21 protein-coding genes are annotated in these 25,828 nt (G+C 61.9%); 12 read left to right on the top strand and 9 right to left on the bottom strand.

The genetic code is table 11. From position 1 onward, the window contains the following. Positions 1-809: 809 nt before the first annotated feature. Positions 810-2,030, bottom strand: a complete 1,221-nt coding sequence (locus G7Y31_RS11980; protein ID WP_244977388.1) for an acyltransferase family protein — start codon at positions 2,028-2,030, stop codon at positions 810-812. A gap of 50 nt (positions 2,031-2,080) precedes the next feature. On the opposite strand from G7Y31_RS11980, the gene G7Y31_RS10870 reads away from it, so the two are divergent. The 3 genes from G7Y31_RS10870 to G7Y31_RS10880 all read left to right on the top strand — a co-directional run bounded on the left by G7Y31_RS10870 (position 2,081) and on the right by G7Y31_RS10880 (position 5,186). After that, positions 2,081-3,148 carry a porin PorA family protein gene (locus tag G7Y31_RS10870; RefSeq protein WP_165007474.1) on the top strand — a complete coding sequence of 356 codons (1,068 nt, stop codon included), beginning with the start codon at positions 2,081-2,083 and terminating at the stop codon, positions 3,146-3,148. A gap of 36 nt (positions 3,149-3,184) precedes the next feature. Beyond that, entirely contained in the window at positions 3,185-4,666 is a 1,482-nt protein-coding gene (locus tag G7Y31_RS10875; RefSeq protein WP_165007478.1) for an MmpA family trehalose lipid delivery protein, read from the top strand. 265 nt (positions 4,667-4,931) lie between these two features. Continuing rightward, positions 4,932-5,186, top strand: coding sequence for a hypothetical protein (locus G7Y31_RS10880; RefSeq protein WP_165007481.1), 255 nt, complete (start codon positions 4,932-4,934; stop codon positions 5,184-5,186). 84 nt (positions 5,187-5,270) lie between these two features. Here G7Y31_RS10880 and G7Y31_RS10885 read toward each other — a convergent pair whose 3' ends face one another. Then, on the bottom strand, positions 5,271-6,347 hold the full coding sequence (locus G7Y31_RS10885; protein WP_165007484.1) for a glycosyltransferase family 4 protein: 1,077 nt from the start codon (positions 6,345-6,347) through the stop codon (positions 5,271-5,273). Positions 6,348-6,371: 24 nt separating this feature from the next. Between G7Y31_RS10885 and G7Y31_RS10890 the strand changes: the two genes are divergently transcribed. From G7Y31_RS10890 to G7Y31_RS10905, 4 genes are all read left to right on the top strand, one after another. Continuing rightward, entirely contained in the window at positions 6,372-7,112 is a 741-nt protein-coding gene (locus tag G7Y31_RS10890; RefSeq protein ID WP_165007486.1) for a class I SAM-dependent methyltransferase, read from the top strand. Between the two features lie 100 nt (positions 7,113-7,212). Then, on the top strand, positions 7,213-7,824 hold the full coding sequence (locus tag G7Y31_RS12105) for an MFS transporter (protein WP_165007489.1): 612 nt from the start codon (positions 7,213-7,215) through the stop codon (positions 7,822-7,824). Between the two features lie 15 nt (positions 7,825-7,839). Further along, a protein-coding gene (locus tag G7Y31_RS10900; RefSeq protein WP_165011249.1) for an IS3 family transposase occupies positions 7,840-9,104 on the top strand; the annotation gives its coding sequence in 2 pieces (ribosomal slippage) (positions 7,840-8,122 and positions 8,122-9,104; 1,266 coding nt in all). Beyond that, the gene (locus G7Y31_RS10905; protein ID WP_342356033.1) at positions 9,050-9,766 is read left to right on the top strand and encodes an MFS transporter; all 717 of its coding nucleotides are present in this window, start codon (positions 9,050-9,052) and stop codon (positions 9,764-9,766) included. The genes G7Y31_RS10900 and G7Y31_RS10905 overlap by 55 nt, the downstream gene beginning before the upstream one ends. An 85-nt stretch (positions 9,767-9,851) precedes the next feature. On the opposite strand, the gene G7Y31_RS10910 is transcribed toward G7Y31_RS10905, so the two are convergent. From G7Y31_RS10910 to G7Y31_RS10940, 7 genes are all read right to left on the bottom strand, one after another. Continuing rightward, positions 9,852-11,327 (bottom strand): DUF5129 domain-containing protein, encoded by a 1,476-nt coding sequence (locus G7Y31_RS10910; protein ID WP_244977389.1) that lies wholly within the window; start codon positions 11,325-11,327, stop codon positions 9,852-9,854. 126 nt (positions 11,328-11,453) lie between these two features. After that, positions 11,454-13,217, bottom strand: coding sequence for an ABC transporter ATP-binding protein (locus G7Y31_RS10915; protein WP_165010566.1), 1,764 nt, complete (start codon positions 13,215-13,217; stop codon positions 11,454-11,456). Further along, positions 13,210-14,961: an ABC transporter ATP-binding protein gene (locus G7Y31_RS10920; RefSeq protein ID WP_165010568.1), complete on the bottom strand. Its 1,752-nt coding sequence runs from the start codon at positions 14,959-14,961 to the stop codon at positions 13,210-13,212. The genes G7Y31_RS10915 and G7Y31_RS10920 overlap by 8 nt, the downstream gene beginning before the upstream one ends. Continuing rightward, positions 14,958-16,625 (bottom strand): ABC transporter ATP-binding protein, encoded by a 1,668-nt coding sequence (locus G7Y31_RS10925; RefSeq protein ID WP_165010570.1) that lies wholly within the window; start codon positions 16,623-16,625, stop codon positions 14,958-14,960. Before G7Y31_RS10925 ends, G7Y31_RS10920 begins: the two co-directional genes overlap by 4 nt. Further along, positions 16,622-17,428 carry an energy-coupling factor transporter transmembrane component T gene (locus G7Y31_RS10930; RefSeq protein WP_244977390.1) on the bottom strand — a complete coding sequence of 269 codons (807 nt, stop codon included), beginning with the start codon at positions 17,426-17,428 and terminating at the stop codon, positions 16,622-16,624. Before G7Y31_RS10930 ends, G7Y31_RS10925 begins: the two co-directional genes overlap by 4 nt. Further along, positions 17,425-18,108 (bottom strand): MptD family putative ECF transporter S component, encoded by a 684-nt coding sequence (locus G7Y31_RS10935; protein WP_165010572.1) that lies wholly within the window; start codon positions 18,106-18,108, stop codon positions 17,425-17,427. Before G7Y31_RS10935 ends, G7Y31_RS10930 begins: the two co-directional genes overlap by 4 nt. Positions 18,109-18,373: 265 nt before the next feature. Further along, the gene (locus G7Y31_RS10940; RefSeq protein WP_165010574.1) at positions 18,374-20,197 is read right to left on the bottom strand and encodes a phosphoenolpyruvate carboxykinase (GTP); all 1,824 of its coding nucleotides are present in this window, start codon (positions 20,195-20,197) and stop codon (positions 18,374-18,376) included. A 338-nt stretch (positions 20,198-20,535) separates the two neighbouring features. On the opposite strand from G7Y31_RS10940, the gene trmB reads away from it, so the two are divergent. From trmB to G7Y31_RS10965, 5 genes are all read left to right on the top strand, one after another. After that, positions 20,536-21,276, top strand: a complete 741-nt coding sequence (trmB, locus tag G7Y31_RS10945; protein WP_165010576.1) for a tRNA (guanosine(46)-N7)-methyltransferase TrmB — start codon at positions 20,536-20,538, stop codon at positions 21,274-21,276. 1 nt (position 21,277) lies between these two features. Then, positions 21,278-21,877, top strand: a complete 600-nt coding sequence (locus G7Y31_RS10950; RefSeq protein ID WP_165010578.1) for an NYN domain-containing protein — start codon at positions 21,278-21,280, stop codon at positions 21,875-21,877. A 94-nt stretch (positions 21,878-21,971) separates the two neighbouring features. Continuing rightward, on the top strand, positions 21,972-24,368 hold the full coding sequence (locus G7Y31_RS10955; RefSeq protein ID WP_165010580.1) for an MMPL family transporter: 2,397 nt from the start codon (positions 21,972-21,974) through the stop codon (positions 24,366-24,368). A gap of 8 nt (positions 24,369-24,376) precedes the next feature. After that, positions 24,377-25,384 (top strand): lysylphosphatidylglycerol synthase transmembrane domain-containing protein, encoded by a 1,008-nt coding sequence (locus G7Y31_RS10960; protein WP_165010582.1) that lies wholly within the window; start codon positions 24,377-24,379, stop codon positions 25,382-25,384. 1 nt (position 25,385) lies between these two features. After that, complete coding sequence (locus G7Y31_RS10965; RefSeq protein WP_165010583.1) at positions 25,386-25,814, top strand: DUF3054 domain-containing protein; 429 nt, start codon at positions 25,386-25,388, stop codon at positions 25,812-25,814. Positions 25,815-25,828: the final 14 nt, after the last annotated feature.

The raw sequence follows: 25,828 nt of genomic DNA on the forward strand, positions 1-25,828 counted from the left end.
CGGGAGTTCTTCTTCCAGCAGGAGCTGGTAGATACCACGGTGCTGCGCCGGGCGTGGCAGCAGCCGCACGCGCTGACTGTGCGGGTGGAGGCCGACCGGACGGTGAGCATCGACGGCCAGGAGTATTCCCCCGGCCAGAGCTTGCAGCTTGCCCCCGGCGCCCACCAGCTGCGCACCCGGGCGCGCCAGGTGTGGCTGCGCGACGTCAACGCCCTGCCCTACGGCACCTTTACCCCCACCGACGCCCAGATCCCGCCCGCGCCCGGCCCCCGCACCCTCTACACAGGCCGCGCTTTCAACCCGGGTGTGGAAGGCTACCTGGATGGGCAGCGTTTGGAGCCCGTGCTTGCCGATGCCTCCTCCCAAGCCTTTGCCCTTCCCCCCGGCGCCGCAGGTACCTTTGAGCTGCGCTTTGCCGCCACTGATACCTTCCGTGCAAGCTTGGGCATTGGCGCGGTACTAGGCGGGCTAACCGTGGCTGGTTGCCTGTGGTTGTTGCGGCGGGACGGCCGGGTGCGTGCTTCCCGTCGGGGTGAGGCCGGGCAGGACTCGCTGCAGGACGCTGGGCCGGGCGATGCGTCGGACATCGGGCTGGACTCTGAGCTGGAGTGCTGGGCAGGCAGCGGCGGCACAGGCAAGCTGGTGCTCTTCGGACTGGCCGGGGCGGCGCTAGGGCCGGTGGGCCTGGGAGGAGTGGCGGCGGGCTGGGCGGCCACGCGCTATACCTCCTTGCCCGGACCGTGGTTAGCGGCCGGGCTGGTGGCAGCCGCCCAAGCCATGTTGGCACGCGCGCCGTGGCCTGCGGCCACTTACGCCGGGGACTCCTGGCTACTGGCCTTTCTCTGCGCCGCGGCGTTGGGCACGCTGGCGGTTCGCTCCATCCCTGCGTGTGAAGTCCCGGCGAGCGTGGCCCCAACGAGCGAGGCCCCGGCGCGCAGCTTGCCGTAGCGTAATTTGTCGGCGCGCAGCCAGGCCTGGGCCGGGGCCTCCACCCAGGAATAGCTCAGCACGGCGACCACCAGGGTGCCGGCAAGCGTGAGCGCACCCACGCGGAAGAACCCGCCCTGAAACGGCGCCATGCCCAGCAAGGGGAAGGCCACCCACAGCACCGCCACGTGCCACAGGAAAATCGCATAGGACCAGCGGCCTAGTACTTGCAGCAGGCGGGATTCCAGCAGGCGACTGCCCGCACCCCAGGCATAGGGAAGCACCACCGCGGCCGCGCACACCCCGCCCACGGCAATACGGCGAGCAAACTCCGCAGGGCTGGGATGCTCAAGGCCCTGGGGGCCAAACCACTCGCGGCTAGCCAACCAGATGGAGGCGGCGGCGAGGGACCAACCGAGGCATCGGCAGACTAGGGCACGTCGGCTGCGGGCACCACCGGCGCTAAGCCATGGGCGCATGCGTGGCTCGGCCTCTGCAGCCAGCATGCCCAGGGCAAACCACCAACCGTAGGCGGGCGGGAAAATCTGCACGTTGACCTCAGTAACCTGCTCCCACGGGTACACCAGCCAGCCCCAGGCGAGGCTGGCCACGCCAACCGCGGCGATCCACAGGATGCGCGTGGGCCGGGGCCGGGCACGCAGCAGCCACGCCGCGGCGGGCAGAAAGGCATAGAAAGCAAACTCCACGCACAAAGACCACAGGTGGGTAAGGCCGGGGGCCAGGCCATCGGCAACATAGATTTGGGTGGCTGTGAGATTGCTGGCCACCTGAATGGCGCTAAAGTGCGCGCCTGGCAACAGGGTCAGCACCACGGCCACGCACACCAGGTAGCCGGGGGCCAGGCGGGCAATGCGGGCGCGGGCATAACGCCCAGCAGCAGGGCCCACGTAGGCCTGCGGGCCGCGACGCCACAGCACAAACGCGCTGAGCATAAAGAACACCGCCACGCAGTAATCCAGGCGCTCCGCCCAGGCCCAGCCGGTGGCGGTCTGGAAGGAGACGTGCGTGACCATCACCCCCAGGGCTGCCACCGCGCGCAACCCGTCCAGGGCAGGCAGGTGCTGCGGTAAAGTTATGGCCATCGCATAAACCTACCCCTACAGTTGTGGCTGTCTGTCAAAAGGAATGGTACATGTTCGCTCGCACCCGTGACCCCCTCCTGTGGTTGGTGGCTGCTGCCATCGCCGCATTAGTGCTAGCAGTGGCCGTCCCGGCGCTGGTGTTAGATAGCAGCATTCGGCTCTCCACCAACCGCAGCTACACCGCCACTTACGCTCCGGCGCCAGCGCTGATCCTGGACCACGCGCAAGAAGACGCCCAGCACATCACCTTGAAGGTCGAACAGCAGGTGACTACCTCTGCCAATGAGCGCTCGGATGCGGTAGCAACGGCAGATGCGATATTAAAGCTCATTGACGTCGATAATCCCACCACCCCTTATGCGACAATGACGGATTCCGTGGTGCTCTCCCGGGAGTCTACCTACCCGGATAATGACTTCCAGGCGTATCAAACGGTCAAGGTGCCGGGGATGAACACAGGATTTCGCGCCCTTGGCGCCCCGCGCGAGGGCCTGCAGTATTTCTTCCCCGCAGATACGGAGCAGCGCAGCTACCCGTTTTATGAGCCACTGACCCAGGACTCCGCCCCGGTGGACTATGTGGACTCAGAAACCCGCGACGGCGTAGACGTCTACCTCTTCCACCAAGAACTTGAGGCTGTTCCCACTATAGAGATGCTGCAGCGGCTCCAGCAGGGTTCTGCAGAATTAGACGTGTCCATGCTGCCCAATGCCCTATCCAAAAAAGGCCCTGCCAAGGAGTTCTACACCCCGGAGGAGCTGGAGCACTTCCAGTTGGCGCCGGAGCAGCCGGTAGAGCTTAATCCCTATTATTCTTTAAGCCGTGACCTGGCGGTGGACCCGGCTACGGGCACTATTGTGGACTCGAGCATCGACGTCTATATGGTCTTTGCTACCGATGCCGGCCAGGCCGCCGACCGCAGCGTGGATCCCGTCCACCGGGCCATTTTTGTCTCCGCACTGCGCTGGGATGACTCCACCCGCGCCGCGGCACTGGATTACGTGCGCCCCACCGTGCGCTTGCACAAGGCCATGGGGCTGTTTAGCTGGCTGGCGCGCGCCCTGGCGGTGTTGTTGTTGGTTGTAGCTGCTGTGCGTTTTGTCCGGCGGCGCGGCTAAGTGGGCGCAGGGACGGGCACGCGGCGGGGCCGGACCATGGGCCGGGGTACAACGCGGGCACTAACAGCTGCGCGGGTGCTGCTGGCACTGTGGGCGGCGGCGCTGGTTCTGGCGGTGTGCTGGCCATTCCTGGCCCCCGGGGAGTTTTTATGGCGTGACATGGTGGTGCTGCACCACATGGAGTTCACCCCCGCTAACTTTGGGGGCGGGGATCTGCCCGCCCGGGCCACGCCCCAAGACGGCGCCTTAGCGCTGATATCCCTGGCCATGCCCGCTACCTGGGCTTTCCGCGCCATCATGGTGGTTGCGGCGACGGGTGCCGCGGTGGGTGCGTGGTGGCTGTCCACCACCAGCCCGGCGGTGGCCATGGCGTTTGCAGTGTGCAATCCCTTCGTGGTCGAGCGCCTGCTGCAAGGACAATGGTCGCTGGCCGTAGCCGCGTGGCTGCTGCCGCTTATCTGCGCCGCTGGGCGTCAGGGCCAGCCGTGGGTGATGTGGGCGGCGCTATGGTTGGCCTCGCTGACTCCCAGCGGGGCCTTGTTGGCGCTGGGGGTGGCGCTGCTGTGTGGGCGGGGGCATCGGTGGGCTACGGCGGGTATCGGCATGCTGTGTTGCTTGCCGTGGTTGTGGCCGTCGCTGCTGGCTGGCGGGGAGATTGCCAGTGACCCGCACGCTGCGGTGGCGGCCTTTGCCCCGCGCGCAGAGGCCGGGGTGGGCACACTCGGGGCGCTGGTCAGCCTGGGCGGGTTGTGGAATGCCGCGGCCATACCGGCCTCCCGCCAGGCGGGGTTCGCGCTTTTTGGTCTAGTAGTGGCGGTGTGCGTGGTGCGTGGCGCGCGCGCCTGGGACTGGCGGCTGGCAACGCTGGCGGCACTGGGCCTGGGCGGGGCACTGGCGGCGTGGCTGGCCCAGGACCAACTGGCTGCCCTGTTGGCGGCCTACCCACCTGCGGGTTTGCTGCGCGATAGCCACAAGCTGGTGGCCCTGGCCATCCCCGCCTATGTGGTGGCCCTGGGTGCCCTGCGCGGGCGCTGGCTGTGGGTCGCGCTGCTGGCGGTTGCGCTACAGCTTCCCGATGCCCCCTCCTCCCTCACCGTCCTTTCCCCCCGCGACACCGGCGTGGATAACCGGCTGGTAGCCCAATTGGACGGACATACGGCGTACTTCCCTGACCGGCCAACGCTGGTAGAGGTGGACTCCGGCGGGGTGGCGGTGGACCCCTACTCCAAGGCCACCGCGCAGCTGACTTCTGGCCAGCTGCACGTGGATGGGACCATAGTGGACTTGCCCACCCCGCGCTACCAGGCCGCGGCGGACGCCTGGGCCCGCGGCGATCTAGACGCACTAGAACAACTGGGCATTGGCGCCGTGGTGATCGATGGCCAGATTGTAGCCCGCACTGGCGCCCCCGCACCCGCGGTGCCTTGGGCATTGTGCCTGCTGTGGTTGCTGCTGCCACTTCTGGCACTGCCCGCGCTGCTGCCCGCAGCGCGCGGTGGTTCCGGGGCTAAGCGGTGAACTACGTGATAGCGAAGTTTCCTGACGGACGCTTCCATTTCAGAATTTTCTATCCGTAGTGAAAATTTGACTTACCACACAATGAGCGTAAAGTGAGGCTCAAATTCACATAATTGTTGATGAATTTGACGCAAAGAAAAGGCCCGGCCGGAGCAACGCCAACCGCCGTACCCGACAATCTCCAGAGGGCCTCACAAAGTACGACCACCCTAAACCCGACACCCGAACACCAAGGTCCCTCAACACAACCCTTAAGGAGGGAAACATGAAGAACAATATGCCGAAGAACAATATGCCACAGTATCTCGCCACATTCGGGTTCATCGTCAGCGTCATTGCAATGGGCATCACATTTTTCACCACTGAGGAATCTAAGCTCGAAAACACAAATTGGCTTATAGTCATCGCTGCAGCATTACTGATTTGTATTATTAACGCCTGTTTCATATGGGCATTCGCCCGCATAATCCTCAACTTGAGGCAGCATTTTCCCAAAAAGGAAACCTCACCGGGGCGGTGAACTCGGATGGCGAGATTCAGAAATGCACCGAAGGCCTGAAAGACGCCATGTGTTCCTCAGCAGCAGGGGCACCACGGCCCAGAACTAAACACCCGCGACCCGGCGCAGCAGCTGCTCCCAGCGCTGCCCTGTGGACTCCCAGCTAAACTGCGCGCTGAACTGCTGGGCGGCCTGGCCCAGGCGGTGACGGAGGGGGGCATCGGCAAGCAACTGGGCGGTGGCGGCAACCAACTGGTCCTGGTCTGCCACCAGCAGCCCGGTGCGCCCGGGCAGCACGGAGTCGCGCAGGCCAAAGGTGTAGCCCACGGTCGGCACCCCGTGCTGGGCGGCCTCCATAACAGCCAGGCCCCAACCCTCCTTGCGCGAAGGCATCAGGTGCACATCCGCGCGCGCCAGCAACGCGTGCTTATAGTCCTCGGTCACCTGGCCGCGAAAGCGCACTCGGTCCGCAATGCCATGGCTGCGAGCGTACTGGCGCAACTGTGCTTCCCACCAGCCAGAACCAATCACATCCAGCACGGAACCGGGAATTTGCGCCACGGTGTCAATCGCGTGCTCAATCTGCTTGTGCGGCACCAGACGCGAGAGCGTGACCAGGTGGATATCAGCCTCGCGCTCCAGACGCGGGACGTGAGCCGGGATGGGGTCCAGGCCGTTTTCTATAATCTCCACGCCCCGCACGCCCAGCTCGCCCAAATCCTGAGCGCTGCCGTGCGAGACCGTCACGGTTGGGGCGTTGCGGTAAACACGCGGGGAAACCTGCGACTCCAGCCACCACCCCAACCTGGCGAGCACCGGGCCCGCCACGGGCCACTGGGAGCGGTGACAATGGTGCGTGAGCAGCACCACCGGGGCGCGGGTAGCCCAGCGCGCAAAAAACGGGATGCCGTTTTGGGTATCAACCACCACGTCCACCCGCCCAAAACGGCGGGTGAACAGGGCAGCCAGTGCCCGTGGGTATACGGTATATTTTCCGCCGGCGCGCTGGTAGGTTACCCCGTTACGGGTTTCGCGCCGCGCGCCGTTCATGTGCCCGGCGGTGCGGTAAATGACCTGGTGGCCGCGCGCAGCCAGGTACTCCCCTACGCGCTCCAGGTAGCGTTCGGAGCCACCGCCTTGAGGATGGGTGGTATCGCGCCAGCACAGTAGAAGAATTTTCATGTCGAGCTACTAGCCTAGTGGTCTATGAAACACACCCGCGCCATGGCCACCTTGGCCCGCTCCTGGCGGCTGCTGCGTTCCTTCCGCTTTGAGCAGACCCGCCCCGAGATCTTCTATGGTGGCTTGGCCCGCGATACCGCCCAGCTTGCCGATGCCCTCTTACGCGACCACGGCTTATCCTTACCGGGTTCCTTGGTGCTCGATGTCGGCGGCGGTCCGGGGTACTTTGCCCAGGCCTTTGCGCAGCGTGGGGCGCGCTACGTGGGCTTGGAACCTGATGCCGGGGAGATGGCTGCTGCCGGAATTGAGCTGGCTGGTGCCGTGCGCGGCGACGGCACGCGCCTGCCCTTTGCCGATTCCACCTTTGATTTCACCTACTCCTCCAACGTGGTTGAGCACATTGCCCGCCCGTGGGATATGGCAGCGGAGATGCTGCGGGTAACTAAGCCCGGTGGATTGGTGCTCATCAGCTACACGGTGTGGTTGGGGCCCTTCGGGGGCCATGAGACCGGGCTGTGGCAACACTACATTGGCGGGGAATTTGCCCGGGACCGCTACACGCGCACCCATGGCCACCCGCCCAAGAATGTCTTTGGCCAATCATTATTTGCGGTCTCTGCCAGTGAGGGCCTGCACTGGGCCCGGACCCACTGCGCTAGCCTGTGTTTCCCGCGCTACCACCCCCGCTGGGCGTGGTGGGTGGTGCGCGTGCCGATACTGCGAGAATTTTTGACCTCTAACCTGGTCATTGTTGCGCGCGCTTAGGATGGGTGGGGACTTTAATTCAACGGTTGGAGACGGCACGCTCCAGCGTTAAGACAACAAGGCCTGAGGTCTGCACCTCTTCGCCGGTGGGAGATAAAGGATGAACGAGAACGTTAGAGATAAATGGCCAGTCGCGATATCGTACCTGTTCAGCCATCTCGGATACTTTGCTATTACTCCACTTTTGCCCCTCGTCCTCAGCGGCGATTTAGGTGGAGCGCCATGGTCAGTGAGTCTACTACTCGGCTTGTTCGTAGCTGCGGTCCGAAGCTCAAGCATGTTCCTGACAAATGTCTTGGCCCGTCTCCCTCCCCGTTTGAGCGTGGTAGCCGCGTTTCTACTTACTGCCATCGGCTTTGGGGTAGTTGGCCTAGCCAGCTCTTTTGTTCTCGTTGGCGGCTGGATACTCCTTGGCGCGGTTGGTATTAGCATCAACGGATTCCTCACGAGGCTTACGATTGCCAACAATATCCAGGACCCAAGCATGCGTCTAGCCTTGTTCGCCCGTATCAATCTTTGTGTGAATGTCGCCGCAGTTCTGGGCCCGTTCTTCGGCACAATGCTTTACGAGTCCACCGCGTACACTGTGGTCTTTTGCACCTGCTCTATGCTCAATGCAGTAGCTGCGATATTTGCCTGGTTACTCTACCCCGAGTGGTTCTCCAACCGAGTTGAGGCGTCCTGGGGGTGTGAGAGTGCACGAGCTAAATAGGAGATAATGGGGCCCATGGGCACTATGAGGTTTGATCAAGAGACCAAGGACCGTGCGCTGCGCTTGTACTACGAGGCGGTTGCCGAGGAGGGCGCGACGAAGATTGGGGCGCGCCGCAAGATCGGTGGGATGCTGGATATCAACCCGGCGACACTGAATAACTGGATCCTGAAAGCCGAGAAGGAAGCAGCGGCTTCCTCGCTTGCTGCCGAGCAGGACAAGGACGCCGAGATTGCCCGGTTGCGCAAGGAAGTCAAGCAGCTGACAGAGGCCAACGAGATCTTGAGGTTGGCCTCGGCTTTTTTCGCCCAGGCGGAGCTCGACCGCAAACAAAAATAGTCGTGGAGTTTCTCCATGCTCACCGGCACCTTTATTCCATCGAGCGGATGTGCCAGGTCCTCAACGAGCATCAGTACCAGATTTCTCCTGCTACCTATTACCGGTATCAGGCACGAAATTTCGGTCCTACCGATGCCGAGCTTGACGAAGCATACGAGGCAAACCGGCTCTACGACCTGTGGGTTGCTAATCGGCGGGTCTACGGGCGTCGCAAGCTGTGGAAGGCAGCCAAGCGGGCTGGATGGGACATTGGTCGGGAGAAAGTCAATCGCTTGATGACCCTGTTGGGCATTAGTGGTGTGCTGCGGCGTAAATCCACGCGCACGACAGTGGCCAACCCGAACAATCCCCGGTTTGCCGATCACTGCAAACGAGCCTGGGAAAGCGTAGAACGCCCGGATCAGTGGTGGGTGGCAGATTTTACCTATGTCTACACCAAGCAGGGCTTTTGCTACGTTGCGTTTGTCACCGACGTGTATTCGCGCAGGATACTGGGCTATAGCGTTGCCGAGTCAAAGACCACTGAGTTTATCCTCAGCGCGCTGCGCCAAGCTATTAGCCTTCGCAGCCGCGAAGACCCAAACTTTAGCCCGGTAGGAGTCATCCATCATTCGGATGCAGGCTCGCAGTACACCAGTGCCGAGCTGCGCGGGCTCATAGCCCGGGAAGGAATGACTGGTTCTATCGGAACTGTCGGCGATGCCTACGACAACGGGCTTATGGAGTCCACCATTGGCCTGTATAAGAGTGAGGAGATTGATTTCGAAGGCCGTAAGTGGAGCAACTGGCAGGAAGTCGAAGCAGCCACCGCGAGCTGGGTGAGTTGGTACAACACCGACCGACTACACGGATCCATTGACTACATTCCACCAAAGGAACACGAAATGTGGTACCGTCTCACCAATCCCAACAGGGAGCAATCAGAAGCCCAAGCGGCTTAAACACCCACTCTCACAATCCCGGGGCGAGTCAAGTTCACACTGACGCAACCGAAAAGCGATCCTCCTGGGCAAAGGCTTTAGTCAATTCATTGAAACACAAAGAGGTTCGTTACTTTTTCCTCGTAAGCCTGGTTCTCTGGAGTGCATACGGCAGTATCTACACAGCGGTGCCGGTGTACCTCACACAACTTGCTACCAGCCCATCATTCATAGGATTGACGTTTTCTACAGCAGCACTGGTGGCCGTTGCTGCTCAGCCGGTTGCTTCACGGTTCGTGGAGAATCGCCTAAAGGCCGGTAGCTCTTGCAATGCACTGAACTTGCACTGCGTACCACTCATCGCATTCGCGATGGCAATAATCGGGCTTTCGCAGTGGTACGTATACCTTATTTTTGCTGCGCTTCTTCTCTTCACCATCGCAGAAGTGGTGTTTGTCCCAGGGCTTGACACGGTAATCGGTGGACTCCCCACGGAACGCGTGACCTCTGTCAACCTGCGACAGATTTCAAGCGCTATCGGCGAGTCAACTGGTGCAGCAATGGGATCTCTGTGCGTAAAGACGCTTGCGACCAACAATGCTAGCTTCATCTACTGGTTGACACTGTCCATAGGACTACTAGGCATGTTCGCTTTGGTTCGGTATAGGGGAAAATCCCTATAGCCAGGCGATTTCCTTGCGCCGAAGCCGTGGGAGTCTTCGCGGCACTGCCAAAACTGCTGGTATCTGCCCGCGCTGCTGGAGCTCCTTAGAAACTTGAGGATCCACCTGCCCCGGAGAAGCCAGAGCTAAATCCACTATTGACTGAGCTGCTGCTCGTGCTGGACTGAGCCGCTTCAAGATTGGAATTGTGCCAGCTGTCGAGAGTCCAGAATGGGACGAATCCCATATATCCATAGCCTGCGCGATAGTCAGACTCGTAGAGGGTTGGCTGATGCAATTCGTTGGTATCTTCCACCTCGCTCATCTGCTTTTTCTTTAGCACCGTTAATGCGGTGTGGTAGTCCTTGAGCAGCTGAGTGTAACGGTCCAAGAAATCTGGAGAATCCGGTTGCGCCACAAGCTTATCGGCTTCTGCGCGGGCGGCGGCGAGGCTGCGGTACAGCCCGGAGTCAGTATTGTCCACGCTGGCTTCTGCTTCCATAATGTCAGCGCGGAGATCGCTGACTTCGCGAGCTCGCACCTCAGGGTCACCGTGCTCTATGCGGAAAATCCTGTCAATGTTGTCCTCTGCATAAGACAATTGCCGGGTGGTGTCAGCGGCCTCTTGGATACGGTCGGTCTCAGCCAGAATTTTCTTGGGGTCATCCGAGGCCGTCAGCCCTCCATAGGCGTCGACCTGCTGGTGAAGGTTAAGAAACCTGTCTCGGACATCTTCCCATTCCGCGCGCATGGTCGCGTGTGCAAGGGGAGAAGTCAAAGAATTGGCACGGATGTCAATGGCGTCAAGACGCTGCGCCAACTCTCCGTATTCGCGAGTAATGAAGGCCAAGTCCTCGCGTGCCTGGGCGAGTTTCTTCCTGCGGTTGCGGCGATAGAAGCCTGCTCCGGCAACGCCAGCGAACGCAGTACCACCAGTTCCTAGACCGGCAGCCGCCACGGTCCCGGTTCGAGAGTTTAACGCGTCCTGATACCGGGACTGCGCAAGTTCTTCGGTATTCGTGGCCGCAACTGCGCCCGCGAAGAGGCCAGCGGGGATGTTGTTGTCTTTGACCCCGGGTTTGATGGCATCAATTGCGGTTTCCAAGTGGTGGCCTTTATGCAGCGACAACAGTGCAGCAACATCTTCACCGGCAAAGACGAACGCTTGGCGTGGGTCCAGGCCAACACCAACGAATAGTGTGCCTTCGGCAAATGACTCATCCCCGACGAGTTGCGGGTGATTGTCGCGCAAGTATTCCTCAACCGAGTCATTGACATTATCGTGATTGTGCGCAAAGACCAGGTAGTGCAGCTGCTGTACTACCTCGGGAGCCTTGATTCTTTCCGCGTCGCGTTGCAGCCGGGCTTCATCCTCAGCACTGAGTACATTATCCGGATCATGGACCTCCACATGGTTGATTCCTTGCTGGATGGGCGTGGAAACACTAAATTCACTGCGCTGGGGCACCTCCGTTGCCGAATAGGCGACGGCCCCCGCGCCCACGCCACTTAAAAGTCCGACCGCGACGGCGGAGCCTAGGATTGTCATAACTTTTGTTTGGAAGTCCGGGGCGTAGGTCATAGAGAGAGTCTAACCCGAGCAGGCTAAACGCACCACGAATCGCGCTAGAAGCACGAGGTAACGCACCACGAATTGCGCTAGGAGCGCGGGGTCCTGGGCACTCGGGGGATCTAGGCGCTCGAGGATCTAGGCGCTCGGGGATCCCAGGGCCCAGCCGTGGGCGGCTTCGCGGCGCCGCAAGAACTGTTGGTAGATGCCCGGAGTACCGCCAAGTTGCGCATGGGTGCCCACCTGGCTGACGTGTCCGGTGTGGTCGAGCACCACAATCTGATCGGCATTGCGGATGGTATCGAGCTTGTGGGCGATCACGATGAGGGTGGAACGAGACCGCAGCGCTTCCATGGAGGCGAGGATGTTGGCCTCATTTTCGGCGTCGAGCGCTGAGGTGGCCTCATCAAAAATGACAATGGGAGCCTGCTTCAACAGAGCGCGAGCGACAGAGACGCGCTGGCGCTCCCCACCGGAGAGCAGCCGTCCGGCCTCGCCGACGCGGCTGTGCCAACCCAGGCGCTGAGCAATCGAGGTCACCCCAGCCAAGTCCGCGGCCTGATAGACCTCCTGGTCACTAGCGGACGGCCGGCCCACGCGTATGTTGGCCAGGAGGGAATCATCGAAGAGGTACACGTCCTGAAACACCATGGAGAGCCGGGACATCAACTGCTCGGTGCCCAATTGGCGAATGTCTACGCCATCGACTAGCACTACGCCCGAATCAACGTCCCAGAAACGCGATATCAGCCGGGCGATGGTGGTTTTACCAGAACCCGAGGGCCCCACGATAGCCGTGAGAGTTCCGGGCTGCGCCACAAAACTGACGTTGCGCAAAACTGGGGTGTGCCCATAGCCGAAGGAGACATCGCGCAATTCCACGCGGCCTGCCTCCGCCCCGGTGGGGACTGTGGGCTGGGCGGGCTCAGGAAGCGAGGGAGCACAAGAAATCTGGCGGGCCTCTGTCAGCGCTACGCGCCCCAGGTCCAAACCTACATAGGCCGATCCCACCTGATCCACGGCGCGACTAAAGCGCAGACTGATGCCAATGACGGCAATGGTCTCCAACGGATCGGCTGGCACCTGCGCCGCTACGGTAATCAGCGCCACGATAAAAGCCTGCACCACCACGCCGTTGAGTACCAGCGCGAAAGTCGACAGCCACAATTCGCGCACCCGAGCCTTCTGGTCTGCTTGTAGTGCCTGCTGGAGCTGTGCAAACTCATCGCTGCGGCCTGCGGCTCGCAATGCCGGCTGGTGAGCCGCAAACTCCACAATCCGGCCGGAAAGTTCCTGCGCGGGCGGCAGCGCCTGGTCTGCTGCCCGCTTGCGGATCCAGGCAGCTACCTGTACCACCAGCACCACCACGGGTGCCATGAGCGTCAGCGTCAGGCCCAGGCGCGGATTCCACACCCACGCCCCCACCACCAAGGTGACCAGAGCAGCGCTATCGCGCACGATGGTACTTTGCATGTGCGCGACAGTCTCCGCCGCCGCCATGAAGCGGTCAGAGACCAAGCGGGAGAGCCCACCTGTGTTGTGGGCCCCAAACCACCCCAGCGGGAGCGTGGCTAATTTATCGCCAATCACCGTATGCGCCGTATGGAGAAAATCCAGCGCACTGAAATAGGACCACAGTGTAGAGAAGAAACGCGCCCCAAAAGCTAGCAGAGCAATAAGCGCCAGCCCCCACAGCCACGGAGCCACAGCAGTGCCTTGCACCAGCGCGCGGGTAAGCGGCACCAACGCCAATACCGCCAGGCCATCGAATATACCCACGCAGAGTGCCAGCAGCCTCTGCCACCTGCCATAACGCTGTCCCTTCTCGGTTTGCAACGTACCGGTTTCGCGGATAAGGAACGGATCCCGAAGGCGCAGATTCTTAGACGTTACCTCAGTCATCGGTGGACTCCTTTTGTACATCAAGTTCAATGATTTGATCAACGCCCCGAATAGATTCCGGCTTATGCGCAATTACCAACACAGTCTTGCCACGCACCAGAACATTCAAGGCTGCCTGAATCTCCGCCTCACAGTCGGGGTCTGCGGCGGTGGTGGCCTCATCGAGGATGAGGATTGGGGCATCGGCAAGCACTGCCCGGGCGATAGAAATGCGCTGCTGCTGTCCACCAGACAGGGACACACCGGCACCCACCACCGTGTCCAACCCAGCAGGCAGGGCACGGATGTCCTGCGCAATGTGGGCGGCCTCCGCAGCGGCCCAGACCTCCTCATCGGTGACCGCAGGACGCGCCAGCCGGATATTGTCCCGGATGCTCAGCTGCAGCAGGTGCGGATCCTGCAAGACAAAAGCCACCGTACGGTACAAACTGGCGAAACTGAGCTGGCGAATGTCCACCCCGCCGATGGTGATAGCGCCCTCGTCCGGGTCCTGGAAACGTGCCAGCATGGTCGCGGCAGTGGACTTGCCAGAACCCGACGGCCCAATCAGCGCAGTGACCGTACCTGGGTGCAACGTAGCCGAGAAATTCTGCAGCACCCGCGCACCGGAGGGATAGCTGAAGCTGACATTGTGGAATTGGACGGGGAGGTTAGGGGCGTCTGCTAACTCGAAGGAGCCCTCCGGCAGAGGCTTGATGGACATCACCTCTTCCAAGCGCAGCGCGGCGTTTCCAGCTAGCTGATAAGACCACATCATCATCCCCACCGTCTGGATGGTGCCTGGAATAACCAGTGCAATCAGTGTGGTGGCCACTAGCTGGGGCACCGTGACGGTGCCCGCGTGTACTAGCGCCGAACCCGCGCCTACATTAATTAACAACACCACCGGCAGCGCCACCAAGGATTCCGACAGCGCACTAAGGCGCAGCAGGGGGCGCACCCACTCGTAATAGAAATCCGCAAAGCGCTGCGCCGCCTCCTGGTAGCGCCCATGAGCCTTGCCCACCGTTCCAAAGGCCTTGACCACCGAGATGCCTTCTGCGAACTCCACCGCCGTAGCGGACACCGCCCCTAAATAATCATCCAACTGCGCTGTTTTGGTGCCCATGTCTTTCATAGAGAAGGCCTGGATGGCGAAATACACCGGCACGCTGGCCACGGAAAGCAGTCCTAAACGCCAGTCCACGATGAAGGCGTAGACCAGCAACGCCGCCGGAGTCACAATGGCCGCTACCTGCTCCACCGGGGCGTGGGCAATCAACGTGTGCAGGGTCAGCGTGTCATCCTCCACCGCCTTGCGCACCTTGCCGGAATTACTCTGGCTAAACCAGCTCAACGGCGCCCGGGACAGCGAGGCAATAATCTTGCGGCGGTTAACACCCACCAATTTCACATCCGCCAGGTGGCTAACCAGCAGGGCCACAAAGTACAGGCCCAGCTGCAGCAGGAACGCGGTGATGAGCCACTGCACAATGACCTTGACGCGCTGGGTTTCGCCGAGGAGTAGAGCGTCTCCCAGCGATACCAGCACCACGTAAGGCGCTACTGCCAAGATTGAGGACACCAGCGCCAGGAATTGCGCACCGTAGACAATGGGCTGCACTGGCCCTAGGAGCCTGCGCAGGGCCTGTTGACCAGCCTTGTGTTTGGCGCGGCCAGAGTTTTCCGCAGGTAATTGTGCAAGGGATGATTGTTCACGGAGAGCTGTCCCACCGCGTGTGTCTTTGTGTGATTGGAGAGTCATACTCGGTTCACCTCTTTCAGATTGATCATTCGGGTCGCGGCCGCGGCAACCAGCTCGTAGTCGTGAGTGATCACGATGACCACCGCTCCGTCTGCTGCTAGGGCTCGCAAGAGCTGTGCAATGGACTGCAGGTGCCTCCAGCCCACTCCGGAGGTGGGTTCATCAAAGATGTAGACCTGCGGTTGTGGGGAGTTTGTGCGTTGGAAGTAGACCGTGTTCCCTTGCGAGCGGGCCGTGTTCGCTTGTAGGCGAGTCTTGTGCGAATGTGCACGTGCCGAGTTGGCCTGCGCCACCGCGATGGCTAAGCGTTGGCGTTGCCCTCCCGACAGCGACTGGGGGTGGCGCTGCGCACAGGAGTCCAGTTCCACTGCCGCCAGCAGACCAGCGACATCTACCCCGGCGCGCTGCGCCTTGTTCAAGCCCAAGGTCAGTTCTTCTTCCACAGTTGCCGCAAAGAGCTGGCGGCCAACGTCTTGCATAACCATGTGGGAGACCGCCAAGCGCTGCTTGCCGCTCATCTCCACCCCACCCAGCGAAATCTTTCCACCGCGCTGTGGGGCAGCGAGCCCGCAAATAAGACGGGCCAAAGTGGTCTTTCCAGCGCCATTGGGGCCCAGCAGCGCGCAGACTTCCCCGGCGGGGAAGGCCAGGTGTTCAATATCGATCACGGGCGTGCGTCCATAGGCGAAGCGCAGGGAACGCAGCTCTAAACACTCCTCGTGCAATTCGAGGTCCGACGGGGAGCTGGGTTCGCCTGAGGTTACTAGGCATGCTTCCAGTCGCGGAAGCGGCTGGAAGTCCAGCGCTCGCAACCCCAACGCCTGGCGCTCACGCGTGCTTAATGTGAAGAAGTCTCGCGCGTTGAAGGTGCGCGCAATACTGCCCTGGTGCAGGTAGAAGACCTTGTCAGCAACTTCGCGCAGGAAGAACAAGCGATGTTCCGCAATCACCACTGTCTTGCCCAGTTCTTTCAGCCGATGCAGCGCCTGCTGGAGCACGCGAATGCCTTCGAGCGAGAGGTTTGAGCTGGGCTCATCCAGAAGCACCAGCCCACCCGGGCAGACCAGTGCGCACGCGCACGCCACAACTTGGAGCTGCCCGCCGGATAGTTCCCGCAAATTGCGCCCACGCAGGTGCTCAATCCCCAACGCGGCAACAGCATGTCTAATTCTGGCCTCAATCTCGCTGGGTTCTACCCCCAGGTTCTCGAGCCCAAAAGCCAGCTCCGCGTCCACAGTGTCCGTAAAGAACTGCGTGCGGGGATTTTGAAAGACAGACGCGCTGAACTCAATAGCCCGCGACAGCGGCTGCTGCGCCGGAGAGTACTCCACTGTGCCAGCGCCGACAGCGGTAGCGGCGCCGGCACTAGTACCGGCTCTGGAACCAGCGCTGGCGCTGCAACCAGGGCTGGCGATGCAACCAGGGCTGGCGCTGGCGCTTATGCGCACGCTGCCGATCAACTCCCCTGGGTGAAAATGCGGAATCAAGCCGCTGAGCACCTGCAGCAGCGTGGATTTTCCAGACCCGGAATCACCAGTAAGCAAGATGCACTCACCCGGTTCTATCTGCAGGCTCAGGTCCTGAACTCCAGCATCGGAAAGCCGGGAACCCGCACCCACCGCATACCTAAAGCTCACGCCCTCGAGCTCAACTGCAGCACTCATTGCCCCACTCCTGCCCGTACACTGGCCAGCGCCACCGCCCACTCGCTGACGGGCAAGACGGTGGAGACGATGATGAGAGCTAAGGTGGCGGCTGCGAGGGCATCGGCAAGCTTAAAAGCCAGCGGAACCGTAGTGGAAGGGGCAACTGGGGCGCCCAAGCCGCGCACCATGGCGGACGCGGCGAGCTCATCGCCGGTACGCACCACCGCGCCCAACAACGGGATAACCAACATCGCGGCAGCACGGGCCGGGTGGGCTAGCCAACTGCGCAGTCCCGGCTGCAGGCCACGCAGCACCATCGCGTCGCGGATGGCGCGGGCTTCGGTGACGATGATGGGCACTATGCGCACAAATACCACCACGGGGATGACAACCCAGGCGGGAAGGCGCATGCGCCGCAGCGCGCTATTGAGCGTAGACGGCGTGAGTGTCAGCAGCGCATATGCGCCGATGGCCATGCTGATGCTGAAGCGGCTAAGCCACGCACACATCGCCGCCGTGAAGGCGAAGAAGGTCGACGGCGGCCCGTTAAGTAATCCCACGTAGCCCAGATGAAAGAAGGCGAAGCCCACGCAGGCAGCCACGCCGTAGACCGGTTTTAGCGTGGCCAGCGCACAGGCTGCGAACGCGATGCACAGCAGCAATGTGGGCAGCGCCCCGTAGCTGAGCGCCGTGGCATTGATGACGAGCACCGCAAGCAGCACAGTGCGCGGGTCCAGCAGCGGGGTGCGCGGGGGCATCGGCAAGTTGTGGGGCAGGCACTGGGACTGGCTCACGCTGGCGCGCGGGGGTGGAGGCGTCACAGCAGACCAGCGCTTTCAAAATGCTTGCGGCTAACCCGCACGCCGAAGAATCCGCCGATGAGCCCGGAGATGACCGCTCCCAGCACCACAGCCGCGATGGTCCACGGCTGGAAAAGATGTGACATGACGTCGGCGTACTGGGGTCCCATTTGCTCCGCAATGTCAGCGAAGTAGGCGTCCGAGTCCAGAACCAGCGGAATAAAGGGGAAGGCAATCCACATGCACAGAACGCCATAAGCCACCGGGAAGATCTTCGGAACGCTCACCCCCGTCTTGGTGATTAGCAGATCCGCAAGGAACCCCAGGCCAATGCCACCCAGCAGCGTCCAAAAGTAGTGACCCGTGAGCATAAAGACGAGACCATTGAGACCCCCGAGGATTGTCAGCGCGCCCAGCTTCGGGGTGCGCGCAACGTACAGCGCCAGCACAATGCCGTTCGCAATGATGCCGATGAACCAGCCCAGGAACATGAATTGTGGCCCCGCAAAGCCCACCATTCCGGTGGCATAGGTAACCACAAAGTAGAGCGCGGAGAAGACACCGGCGTTGATCAGGTCCCGTGTGTTCAGGCGGTGTGCACTGTTGAGGCCCGTTGGGGCCGGGGTTGGGGCTGAGGCTGCCGATGCAGGATTCGTGGTTACTGGCGTCGGAGCCGGGGTGGCGGAGTTTTTCTGAGACATAGTGAACCTCGCACGGTCTAAGAGGGAAGAATAAGAAATGCCCTATAACTAAGGACAGCCTTACTTAACTCCTTTTCGGGCGCGTTGTAAAGACCCCGGGGGTAAAAACGGTGGGCGGCCAGCCCCCGGCAGCGCGATTCCGTATGGCACCTCAGCACCGCGAACACCTCCACGGATGGGGTTGCGGCGCAAGCGCGCCCCAAACATACAAAAAAGGGACCGGCCAACCGGCCGGTCCCCTACCTCACAACGAAGGCTAAAAGCGCTACTGGGCGTTAGCCACGCGCTCCTTCAGCGCGGCGAATTGGGCGTGGACCTCGGCGGGTACGCGCTCGCCCAGGAAGGTCAGGTAGTCGCCATTGTCCTTGAGGTCGCCCTCCCACTCCGCGGGGTTGACGGCCAGGGCTTCGCGTACGTCCTCCAGATTGGCGTCGGCGCCGTCCAGGTCCAGGTCCTCGGCGCGGGCAGTAAGGCCCACGATGGTCTCATCAGCACCCACGCGGCCTTCAATGCGATCCACGATCCACTTGAGCACGCGGGAGTTCTCACCGAAGCCCGGCCACAGGAAGCGGCCATCCTCGCCACGGCGGAACCAGTTGACCAGGAAGATAGACGGCAGCTTGTCGCCGCCCTTGCGGCCCATGTCGATCCAGTTCTGCAGGTAGTCGCCCACGTTGTAGCCAATGAATGGCAGCATAGCCATCGGGTCGTGCCGCAGTGCGCCCACAGTGCCTTCCGCTGCAGCGGTCTGACCAGAGGACAGCAGCGACCCGATCATGGTGCCGTGCTCCCAAGAGTATGCCTGGGTTACCAGCGGAATGGTGGTCTTGCGGCGCCCACCAAAGAGAATGGCATCAATCTTGACCCCGCGCCAGTCGTCGTACTCCGGCGCCGCGGTGGGGCACTGGGCAATCGGCACACAATAACGCGAGTTCGGGTGCGCAGCCAGGCCGTCAGACTCCGGGGTCCAGTCATTGCCCAGCCAGTCGATGAGGTGATCCGGGGCGTCGCCGTCCATGCCTTCCCACCACACGTCACCATCATCAGTCAGTGCGACGTTGGTGAAGATGGTGTTGCCCGGCTCCATGGTCTTCATGGCAATCGGGTTAGATGCATAGTTTGTACCCGGGGCCACACCAAAGAAACCGTTCTCCGGGTTCACGGCGTAGAGGCCGTCCTCACGCAGGTGCATCCACGCAATATCATCACCCACCACCTGTGCGGACCAGCCCGGAATGGTGGGGGTGATCATGGCCAGGTTGGTCTTGCCGCAAGCGGACGGGAAGGCCGCCGCCACGTGGTAGTTCTTGCCCTCCGGGGAGGTCAGCTTCAGGATGAGCATGTGCTCCGCCATCCAGCCTTCCTCCTTAGCCATCACGGAAGCGATACGCAGCGCGTAGCACTTCTTAGCCAGGATGGCGTTGCCGCCATAGCCGGAACCGTAGGACCAAATCTCCTTGGTATCCGGGAATTGGGTGATGTACTTGGTGTCATTGCACGGCCACGCCACGTCTTCCTGACCCGGCTCCAGCGGGGCACCCACGGAGTGCAGGGCGTGCACAAAGTCGCCATTATCGCCAATCTTGGCCAGGGCTTCTGCACCCATGCGCGTCATAATGCGCATGGACAACACCACGTATGCGGAGTCCGTGAGCTGCACGCCCAGCTTCGGGTCCGGATCATTAATGGGCCCCATGCAAAACGGCACCACATACATGGTGCGCCCGCGCATGGAACCGCGGTAGACCTGCGTCATCTCCTCTTTCATCTTCACCGGATCCACCCAGTTATTGGTGGGGCCTGCGTCCTCTTCCTTTTCCGTACAGATGAAAGTACGGGACTCCACGCGGGCCACATCCGACGGGTTGGAGCGCGCCAGGTAGGAATTAGGACGCTTTTCTTCACTCAGCTTGAGCAGGGTGCCCTTGTCTACCAATTCCGCCGCGAGGCGGTCAGCCTCTTCCTGGGAGCCATCGATGACAACCACCCGCTCCGGCTGAAAGAGATCCACGCTCTCGCTAATCCACGAAATGAGCTGTTCATTCTTCGACGGAAATTCACCGACGAGGCCACGAATCTGGACGGTCATTCATCTCTCCTAGAGTGCTCGTAAGAGTTTTACCCCTCCAGACTAGTCGCTACGCAACACTTTGGGGCTAAACCAATTTCCCAATGGTTATATCCAGCCTGTTAACCTACTGTTAAAGCTCTCCACACCCAGCCCGGCCGCAAAATGCCACGAACCAAGCCACCCCAATACGGGGTTAGCGCCGCCCCAGCTCCCACATGCCTGGCACCTAACCCCGGCCCGGCACCTGGCTGGTTATATCCAGGTGACGGTGAGGGAGGAGGGCATCGGCAAGCTCAAGCACAAAAAGTGGCCAACGCCATTAGCATTCTGGGCGCTGCGCATGGACAATAGACCCAATGAATAACCCGCAGAATCGCCCGCTCCAAACGGACTTCAACACCGTCTTTGGTAATGACCTCGACTACCCGCGCCTGGGCAACGTCACCTTCCGACGCGGCACCCTGACCCCCAACCAGGAGGCCCTCTTCGCCGAGCATTGGCCGCGGCTGGGAGCAGAGCTTGCCGATGCCCGCCTGGACATCGACGCCTGGTTCGGCCGCAGAGGCGCCAAGACAATCGTAGAGATTGGCTCCGGCACCGGCACCTCCACGGCCGCCATGGCACCACTGGAGGCAGACACCAACATTATCGCCGTCGAACTGTACAAACCCGGCCTGGCCAAGCTGCTAGGCGCCGTGGTGCGCGGTGAGATTCCCAATATCCGCATGGTGCGCGGCGACGGCATGGAAGTACTCATGCGCATGATCGCCCCGGAATCCCTGGACGGCATTCGGGTCTTTTTCCCCGACCCCTGGCCCAAGGCCCGCCACCACAAGCGCCGCATTATCCAATCCGGGCCGTTAAACCTCTTTGCCTCCCGGTTAAAGAAAGGTGGCGTGCTGCACGTGGCCACGGACCACGCGGAGTACGCGGAATGGATAAACGAACTGACAGACGTCGAGCCCGCGCTGGAGTTTAAAGGCTGGCCGTGGCCAGAATGCCCACAGCTAACCGACCGCCAGGTGATAACCAAGTTTGAAGGCAAGGGCCTGGATAAAGACCACGTGATTAGCGAATACCTCTGGGAGAAGAAATAACATGCCCGGTACCTATCTGCTGGTATGGGACGCCCCCAACATGGACATGGGGCTGGGATCCATCCTGGGCGGCAGGCCCACCGCCGCCCACCGGCCGCGCTTTGATGCCCTAGGCCGGTGGGTGGTCCACCAGGCGTTTGCGCGTGAGGCCACCCCGAATGCCACCGTATTTACTAATGTCAGCCCCACCGGTGCAGAATCCATCCGCAGTTGGGTGGAGGCCATCCGCAACGTGGGCTTCGGAGTTTTTGCCAAGCCCAAGCTGACGGAAGATTCCGATGTGGACCCAGACATGCTGGACTACATCGAGTCCCACCGGGCGGATCTCACCGGCCTGACGGTGGCTAGCGCCGATGGGCAGAACTTCCAGGAACTCATCGAGGAGCTCATTGCGGAGTCCATCCCGGTTACCGTTCTGGGCTTTCGCGAGCACGCCTCCTGGGCGGTTAGCCACCCCGACATCGAGTTCGTAGACCTCGAAGACATCGAGGGCGTCTTCCGGGAGCCGCTGCCGCGTATTAGCCTGGATAACCTGCCTGAGGAAGGCGCGTGGCTGGCGCCGCTGCGCCCGCTGACCGCGCTAGTCGAGCAGCAGCGCTAGCTGGCACAGCTTCCTGGCTAGCACAGCAACTAAGCCAGCCCGGCGGCTTAAGCTGCCACCCCTTACCCTGCACATCAACCCGGAGGAGGCCCGCGTGTTTTTCAAGTGGGGAGAGTTTTCTTACCGCCACCGGCGGATAGTCCCGCTGATTGTCATAGGCGCTATTACGGCGCTCTACATGCTCTTTGGCACCCAGCTCGATAGCCGCATGAGCCAGGAGGGTTGGGATGATCCGGCCTCGGCATCGACGGCTGCAGCAAAGATTGAGCTGGAGACCTTTGGCCGCGACAACAACGGCGACGTCATCATCTTGATCGAGGACCCCGACGCCAACTTCGACGCCGCAGCCTCCTACCTGGCGGCTCTGCGCGAGGAGCACCCGGAGCAGATTAACCACATCACCAGCTACTTCGATAAACGCAACCCCAACCTGATCAGCGACGACGGCCAGCTGGCGTTTGCGGCCATCGGCCTGCGCGGGGATGCCGAACAAACCCTCAAGGACTACCGGGCCATCAAGGACTCGGTCTTTGACACGGACTTGCCCATTGAGGTCGGCGGCGCCACCGCAGTGGCCGACGCCCTTGATGACGGCATGGCCGGAGACATCGCGCGCGCCGAAAAGGCGGCGTTGCCACTGGTGGGCCTGCTACTACTGGTGGTCTTTGGCTCCGTGGTGGCAGCATTCATGCCGCTAATTGTCGGCGGCCTGTCCATCCTGGGCTCCCTGGGTATCTTGTCCATCCTGGCGGGATTCTTACAGGTCAATACCTTTGCCCAGGCAGTGGTGACCTTGCTGGGGCTGGGCTTGGCCATCGACTACGGCCTGTTTATGGTCTCGCGCTTCCGTGAGGAACTCGACGCCGGACGCGACACCAAAACCGCGGTGGCCAACACCACCGCCACGGCAGGCCAAACAGTGGTGTTTTCTGCCGCCATGGTGGCCGTGGCCCTTTCCGGGTTGTTTATCTTCCCGCAGGCCTTCTTGAAATCCGTGGCCTATGGCGCGATTTCCGCGGTGGGCCTGGCGGCATTGCTCTCCGTCACCGTACTGCCTGCGCTGTTTGGCATGCTGGGCACCAACATTGATAAATTCTCCGTCCGCCGCGCCTCCCGGCGGGCCCGCCGCGTGGAGGACACCTGGTGGTACCGCCTGCCCAAGTGGGCCATGCGCCGCGCCGGACTGGTCACCGCCGGCCTGTGTGCCCTGCTCATCGCACTGACCTTGCCGATGATCTCCATGAGCTTCGGCGGTATCAACGAGACCTACTTGCCACCCAACCACTCCACCCGCCAGGCCCAAGACCGCTTCAACGAAGAGTTTCCCGCCTTCCGCACCGAACCTGTCAAGCTCGTGGTCACCGGCGCCACCAACCCCCAATTGGTAGACGTCTACCTGCAGGTGCGCGACATCGAGGGCTTGACCCAGCCCATGTCCCCGTCCTCCCCCACCAAGGACGGCACCACAGTGCTCTCCGCTGGCATCGCAGACCGCGCCGACTACACCCGCATTGTCCACGAACTCGAAGCCGTCACCGCCCCGGAGGGCGTGGACCTCTACGTCGGCGGCACCCCCGCCATGGAAGTCGAATCCCTCGACGCCCTCATTGAGAAGCTGCCCTGGATGGCGCTCTACATTGTCCTAGCCACCTTCGTGCTCATGGCGTTAGTCTTCGGTTCACTGGTGCTCCCGGCCAAGGCGATTATCATGACGCTGCTCACCGCCGGGGCCACCCTGGGTATCCTCACCGGCATGTTCGTAATGGGCTTTGGCGCCGACGCCCTCAACTTCACCCCCGGCCCGCTCATGTCCCCCGTGCTAGTGCTCATCATCGCCATCATCTACGGGCTTTCCACCGACTACGAGGTCTTCTTGGTCTCCCGCATGGTCGAGGCCCGCCGCAACGGCTACTCCACCGACGAGTCCATCGCCCGCGGCACCGCCCACACCGGCGGCATTATCACCGCCGCAGCCCTGATCATGATTGTCGTCGCCGGCGCCTTCGGCTTCTCCGACATCGTGATGATGAAGTACATCGCCTTCGGCATGATCTTCGCCCTCTTTTTGGATGCCACCATCGTGCGCATGTTGCTGGTCCCCGCCGTCATGCACCTACTGCGGGAGGACAACTGGTGGGCCCCGCGCCTGGTCCAGCGCGCCTATGAGCGCCTCGGTCACGGCTCTGCCACCCCCACAGCAGAGCCTGCCGATGCCCCGCCTGCCGATACCCCCTCCCCCGTCACCGTCGCAGCCCCCACCGCAACCCCTGCCGCAGAGGTAACTGCAGAGCTGTGGGATGCAGGGGCATCGGCAAGCTCTGCAAATGCGCCGTTACCGGCAGACGCGGACCCTGAGGGCGAATGGACAGTTGCGGACACGGTCCCGCGCGCGGCCACCGAGGCCGCCCGCGGCGGGCGCACCACCACCAACGACTCAGACCTCATCCCCTTTAGCGAACTGCTCAAACGCCTCGAAAACGACCAACGGTAGGGGCCAGCGTGGAGAAAAGAAAGCTCCTATCCTGGTGCATCTCCCTGGGCATTCTGGCTGCCCTGGGCTGGTTTTTCCGCGAGGAGCTCGACTTCTTGCAAGAGGGCTTGCGGCGCCTGCGCCACGCTGAGCTGGGGCCAGTTCTGCTGGTAACCGTGTTTTCTTTCGGCGGAGTGGCCGCCATGAGCCAGGTGATGCGCCTGCTGCTCGCCGCCGGAGACAACCGCGTGCCGCTGCGCGAGACCTTCGCCATCTCCATGGCATCTAACGCCTGGTCCACTACCTTGCCGGCTGGTCCGGCGTTTGCGGCCGTGCTGACTTTCCAGGTTCAGCGGCGCTGGGGTGCTTCCGTCGCGCTGTGCAGCTACTTCCTGTTTATCTCCGCCCTGGTCTCTTCGATGTGGCTGGCGCTCATTGGCATTGCGGGGGTGTTCTTCCTCAAGGTAGACATGGCGCTGGGCTCCTTGTTGGCGACAGTGGCACTCATGATGGTGGCCATGGCGGTGATCTTTTGGATGACCGAACACCCGGCGGAGGTCTCCCGCTGGCTGGGGCGGCGCTCTTTCCGGGGTGCGCGGCGTCTAGCTGCAGAGATGCAGCACTTCCACGGCATTCACCTCAGCCGCTGGGCTTTTAGCCGCGTGGCCACCTGGTCGCTGCTCCACCGGCTTTTGGACTTGCTGGCGCTGTGGGCTTCCGTATGGGCGGTCACCGGTCAGCCGCCGCTGTTCCACGCAGCGGAGAACCACACCACCATCGCCGGAGTGGCACTGGCTTACCTCACCGCTAAATTAGCTGGCTCCGCGCAAGTTACGCCTGCTGGCCTGGGCACTGTTGAGGCCGCCATTATCACCCCACTGGTGGCCACCGGGCTTACCGCCGTGGATGCCACCTCCGCCGCGGTCATTTACCGCCTCATTTCCTTTGCCCTGGTGACTATCATTGGATGGATCATTTACTTCGCCCACTACGCCCGCCAGGGTTTGACTTACCAGGCCCTCAACCGAAAGGACTGACATGCGTCCCGCCCCCTTATTCGACATCTGCGCCCTGATACTTTTTGCCCTCTTCGCCCGCGCCGCCCACCCGCCTTTTACCTTCTCCGGAGCCGTGGACGCCTTCTGGCCGTGGGCGGTGGGCGCGCTGGTGGGCTGGGGCATAGTCAGCGTCGTGCGTCCCAAGAATGATTATGGCGAAGGTGCCATTGTGTGGCCGTGTGCCATCGGCATTGGCATGCTGCTGTGGATTCTGGTCAACGGCCACCTCCCCCACTACACATTCCTGCTGGTGGCCTCCATCATGAGCTTCCTGCTGATGTTCGGTTGGCGCGTTATCGCCATGCGTCGCAATGCACGCGGCGCGCGAAATGCGAGCAGCTCGCGAAATGCCGGCAGCGCCCGGCCCACGGATAACCCCCGCCCCACGCGTCGCCCGCGGCGTCAGTAACTCCCGCCCCACGC

The sequence above is a fragment of the Corynebacterium lizhenjunii genome (assembly GCF_011038655.2).
GTDB classification, from domain to species: Bacteria; Actinomycetota; Actinomycetes; order Mycobacteriales; family Mycobacteriaceae; genus Corynebacterium; species Corynebacterium lizhenjunii.

Coding starts and splice junctions, on each gene's coding strand:
- G7Y31_RS10935 (WP_165010572.1), bottom strand. CDS start 18,108: ATGTCTCAGAAAAACTCCGCCACCCCGGCTCCGACGCCAGTAACCACG.
- G7Y31_RS10880 (WP_165007481.1), top strand. CDS start 4,932: ATGAAGAACAATATGCCGAAGAACAATATGCCACAGTATCTCGCCACA.
- G7Y31_RS10965 (WP_165010583.1), top strand. CDS start 25,386: ATGCGTCCCGCCCCCTTATTCGACATCTGCGCCCTGATACTTTTTGCC.
- G7Y31_RS11980 (WP_244977388.1), bottom strand. CDS start 2,030: ATGGCCATAACTTTACCGCAGCACCTGCCTGCCCTGGACGGGTTGCGC.
- G7Y31_RS10870 (WP_165007474.1), top strand. CDS start 2,081: ATGTTCGCTCGCACCCGTGACCCCCTCCTGTGGTTGGTGGCTGCTGCC.
- G7Y31_RS10915 (WP_165010566.1), bottom strand. CDS start 13,217: ATGACTGAGGTAACGTCTAAGAATCTGCGCCTTCGGGATCCGTTCCTT.
- G7Y31_RS10925 (WP_165010570.1), bottom strand. CDS start 16,625: ATGAGTGCTGCAGTTGAGCTCGAGGGCGTGAGCTTTAGGTATGCGGTG.
- G7Y31_RS10920 (WP_165010568.1), bottom strand. CDS start 14,961: ATGACTCTCCAATCACACAAAGACACACGCGGTGGGACAGCTCTCCGT.
- G7Y31_RS10910 (WP_244977389.1), bottom strand. CDS start 11,327: ATGACCTACGCCCCGGACTTCCAAACAAAAGTTATGACAATCCTAGGC.
- G7Y31_RS12105 (WP_165007489.1), top strand. CDS start 7,213: ATGAACGAGAACGTTAGAGATAAATGGCCAGTCGCGATATCGTACCTG.
- G7Y31_RS10940 (WP_165010574.1), bottom strand. CDS start 20,197: ATGACCGTCCAGATTCGTGGCCTCGTCGGTGAATTTCCGTCGAAGAAT.
- G7Y31_RS10885 (WP_165007484.1), bottom strand. CDS start 6,347: ATGAAAATTCTTCTACTGTGCTGGCGCGATACCACCCATCCTCAAGGC.
- G7Y31_RS10890 (WP_165007486.1), top strand. CDS start 6,372: ATGAAACACACCCGCGCCATGGCCACCTTGGCCCGCTCCTGGCGGCTG.
- G7Y31_RS10950 (WP_165010578.1), top strand. CDS start 21,278: ATGCCCGGTACCTATCTGCTGGTATGGGACGCCCCCAACATGGACATG.
- G7Y31_RS10875 (WP_165007478.1), top strand. CDS start 3,185: ATGGGCCGGGGTACAACGCGGGCACTAACAGCTGCGCGGGTGCTGCTG.
- trmB (WP_165010576.1), top strand. CDS start 20,536: ATGAATAACCCGCAGAATCGCCCGCTCCAAACGGACTTCAACACCGTC.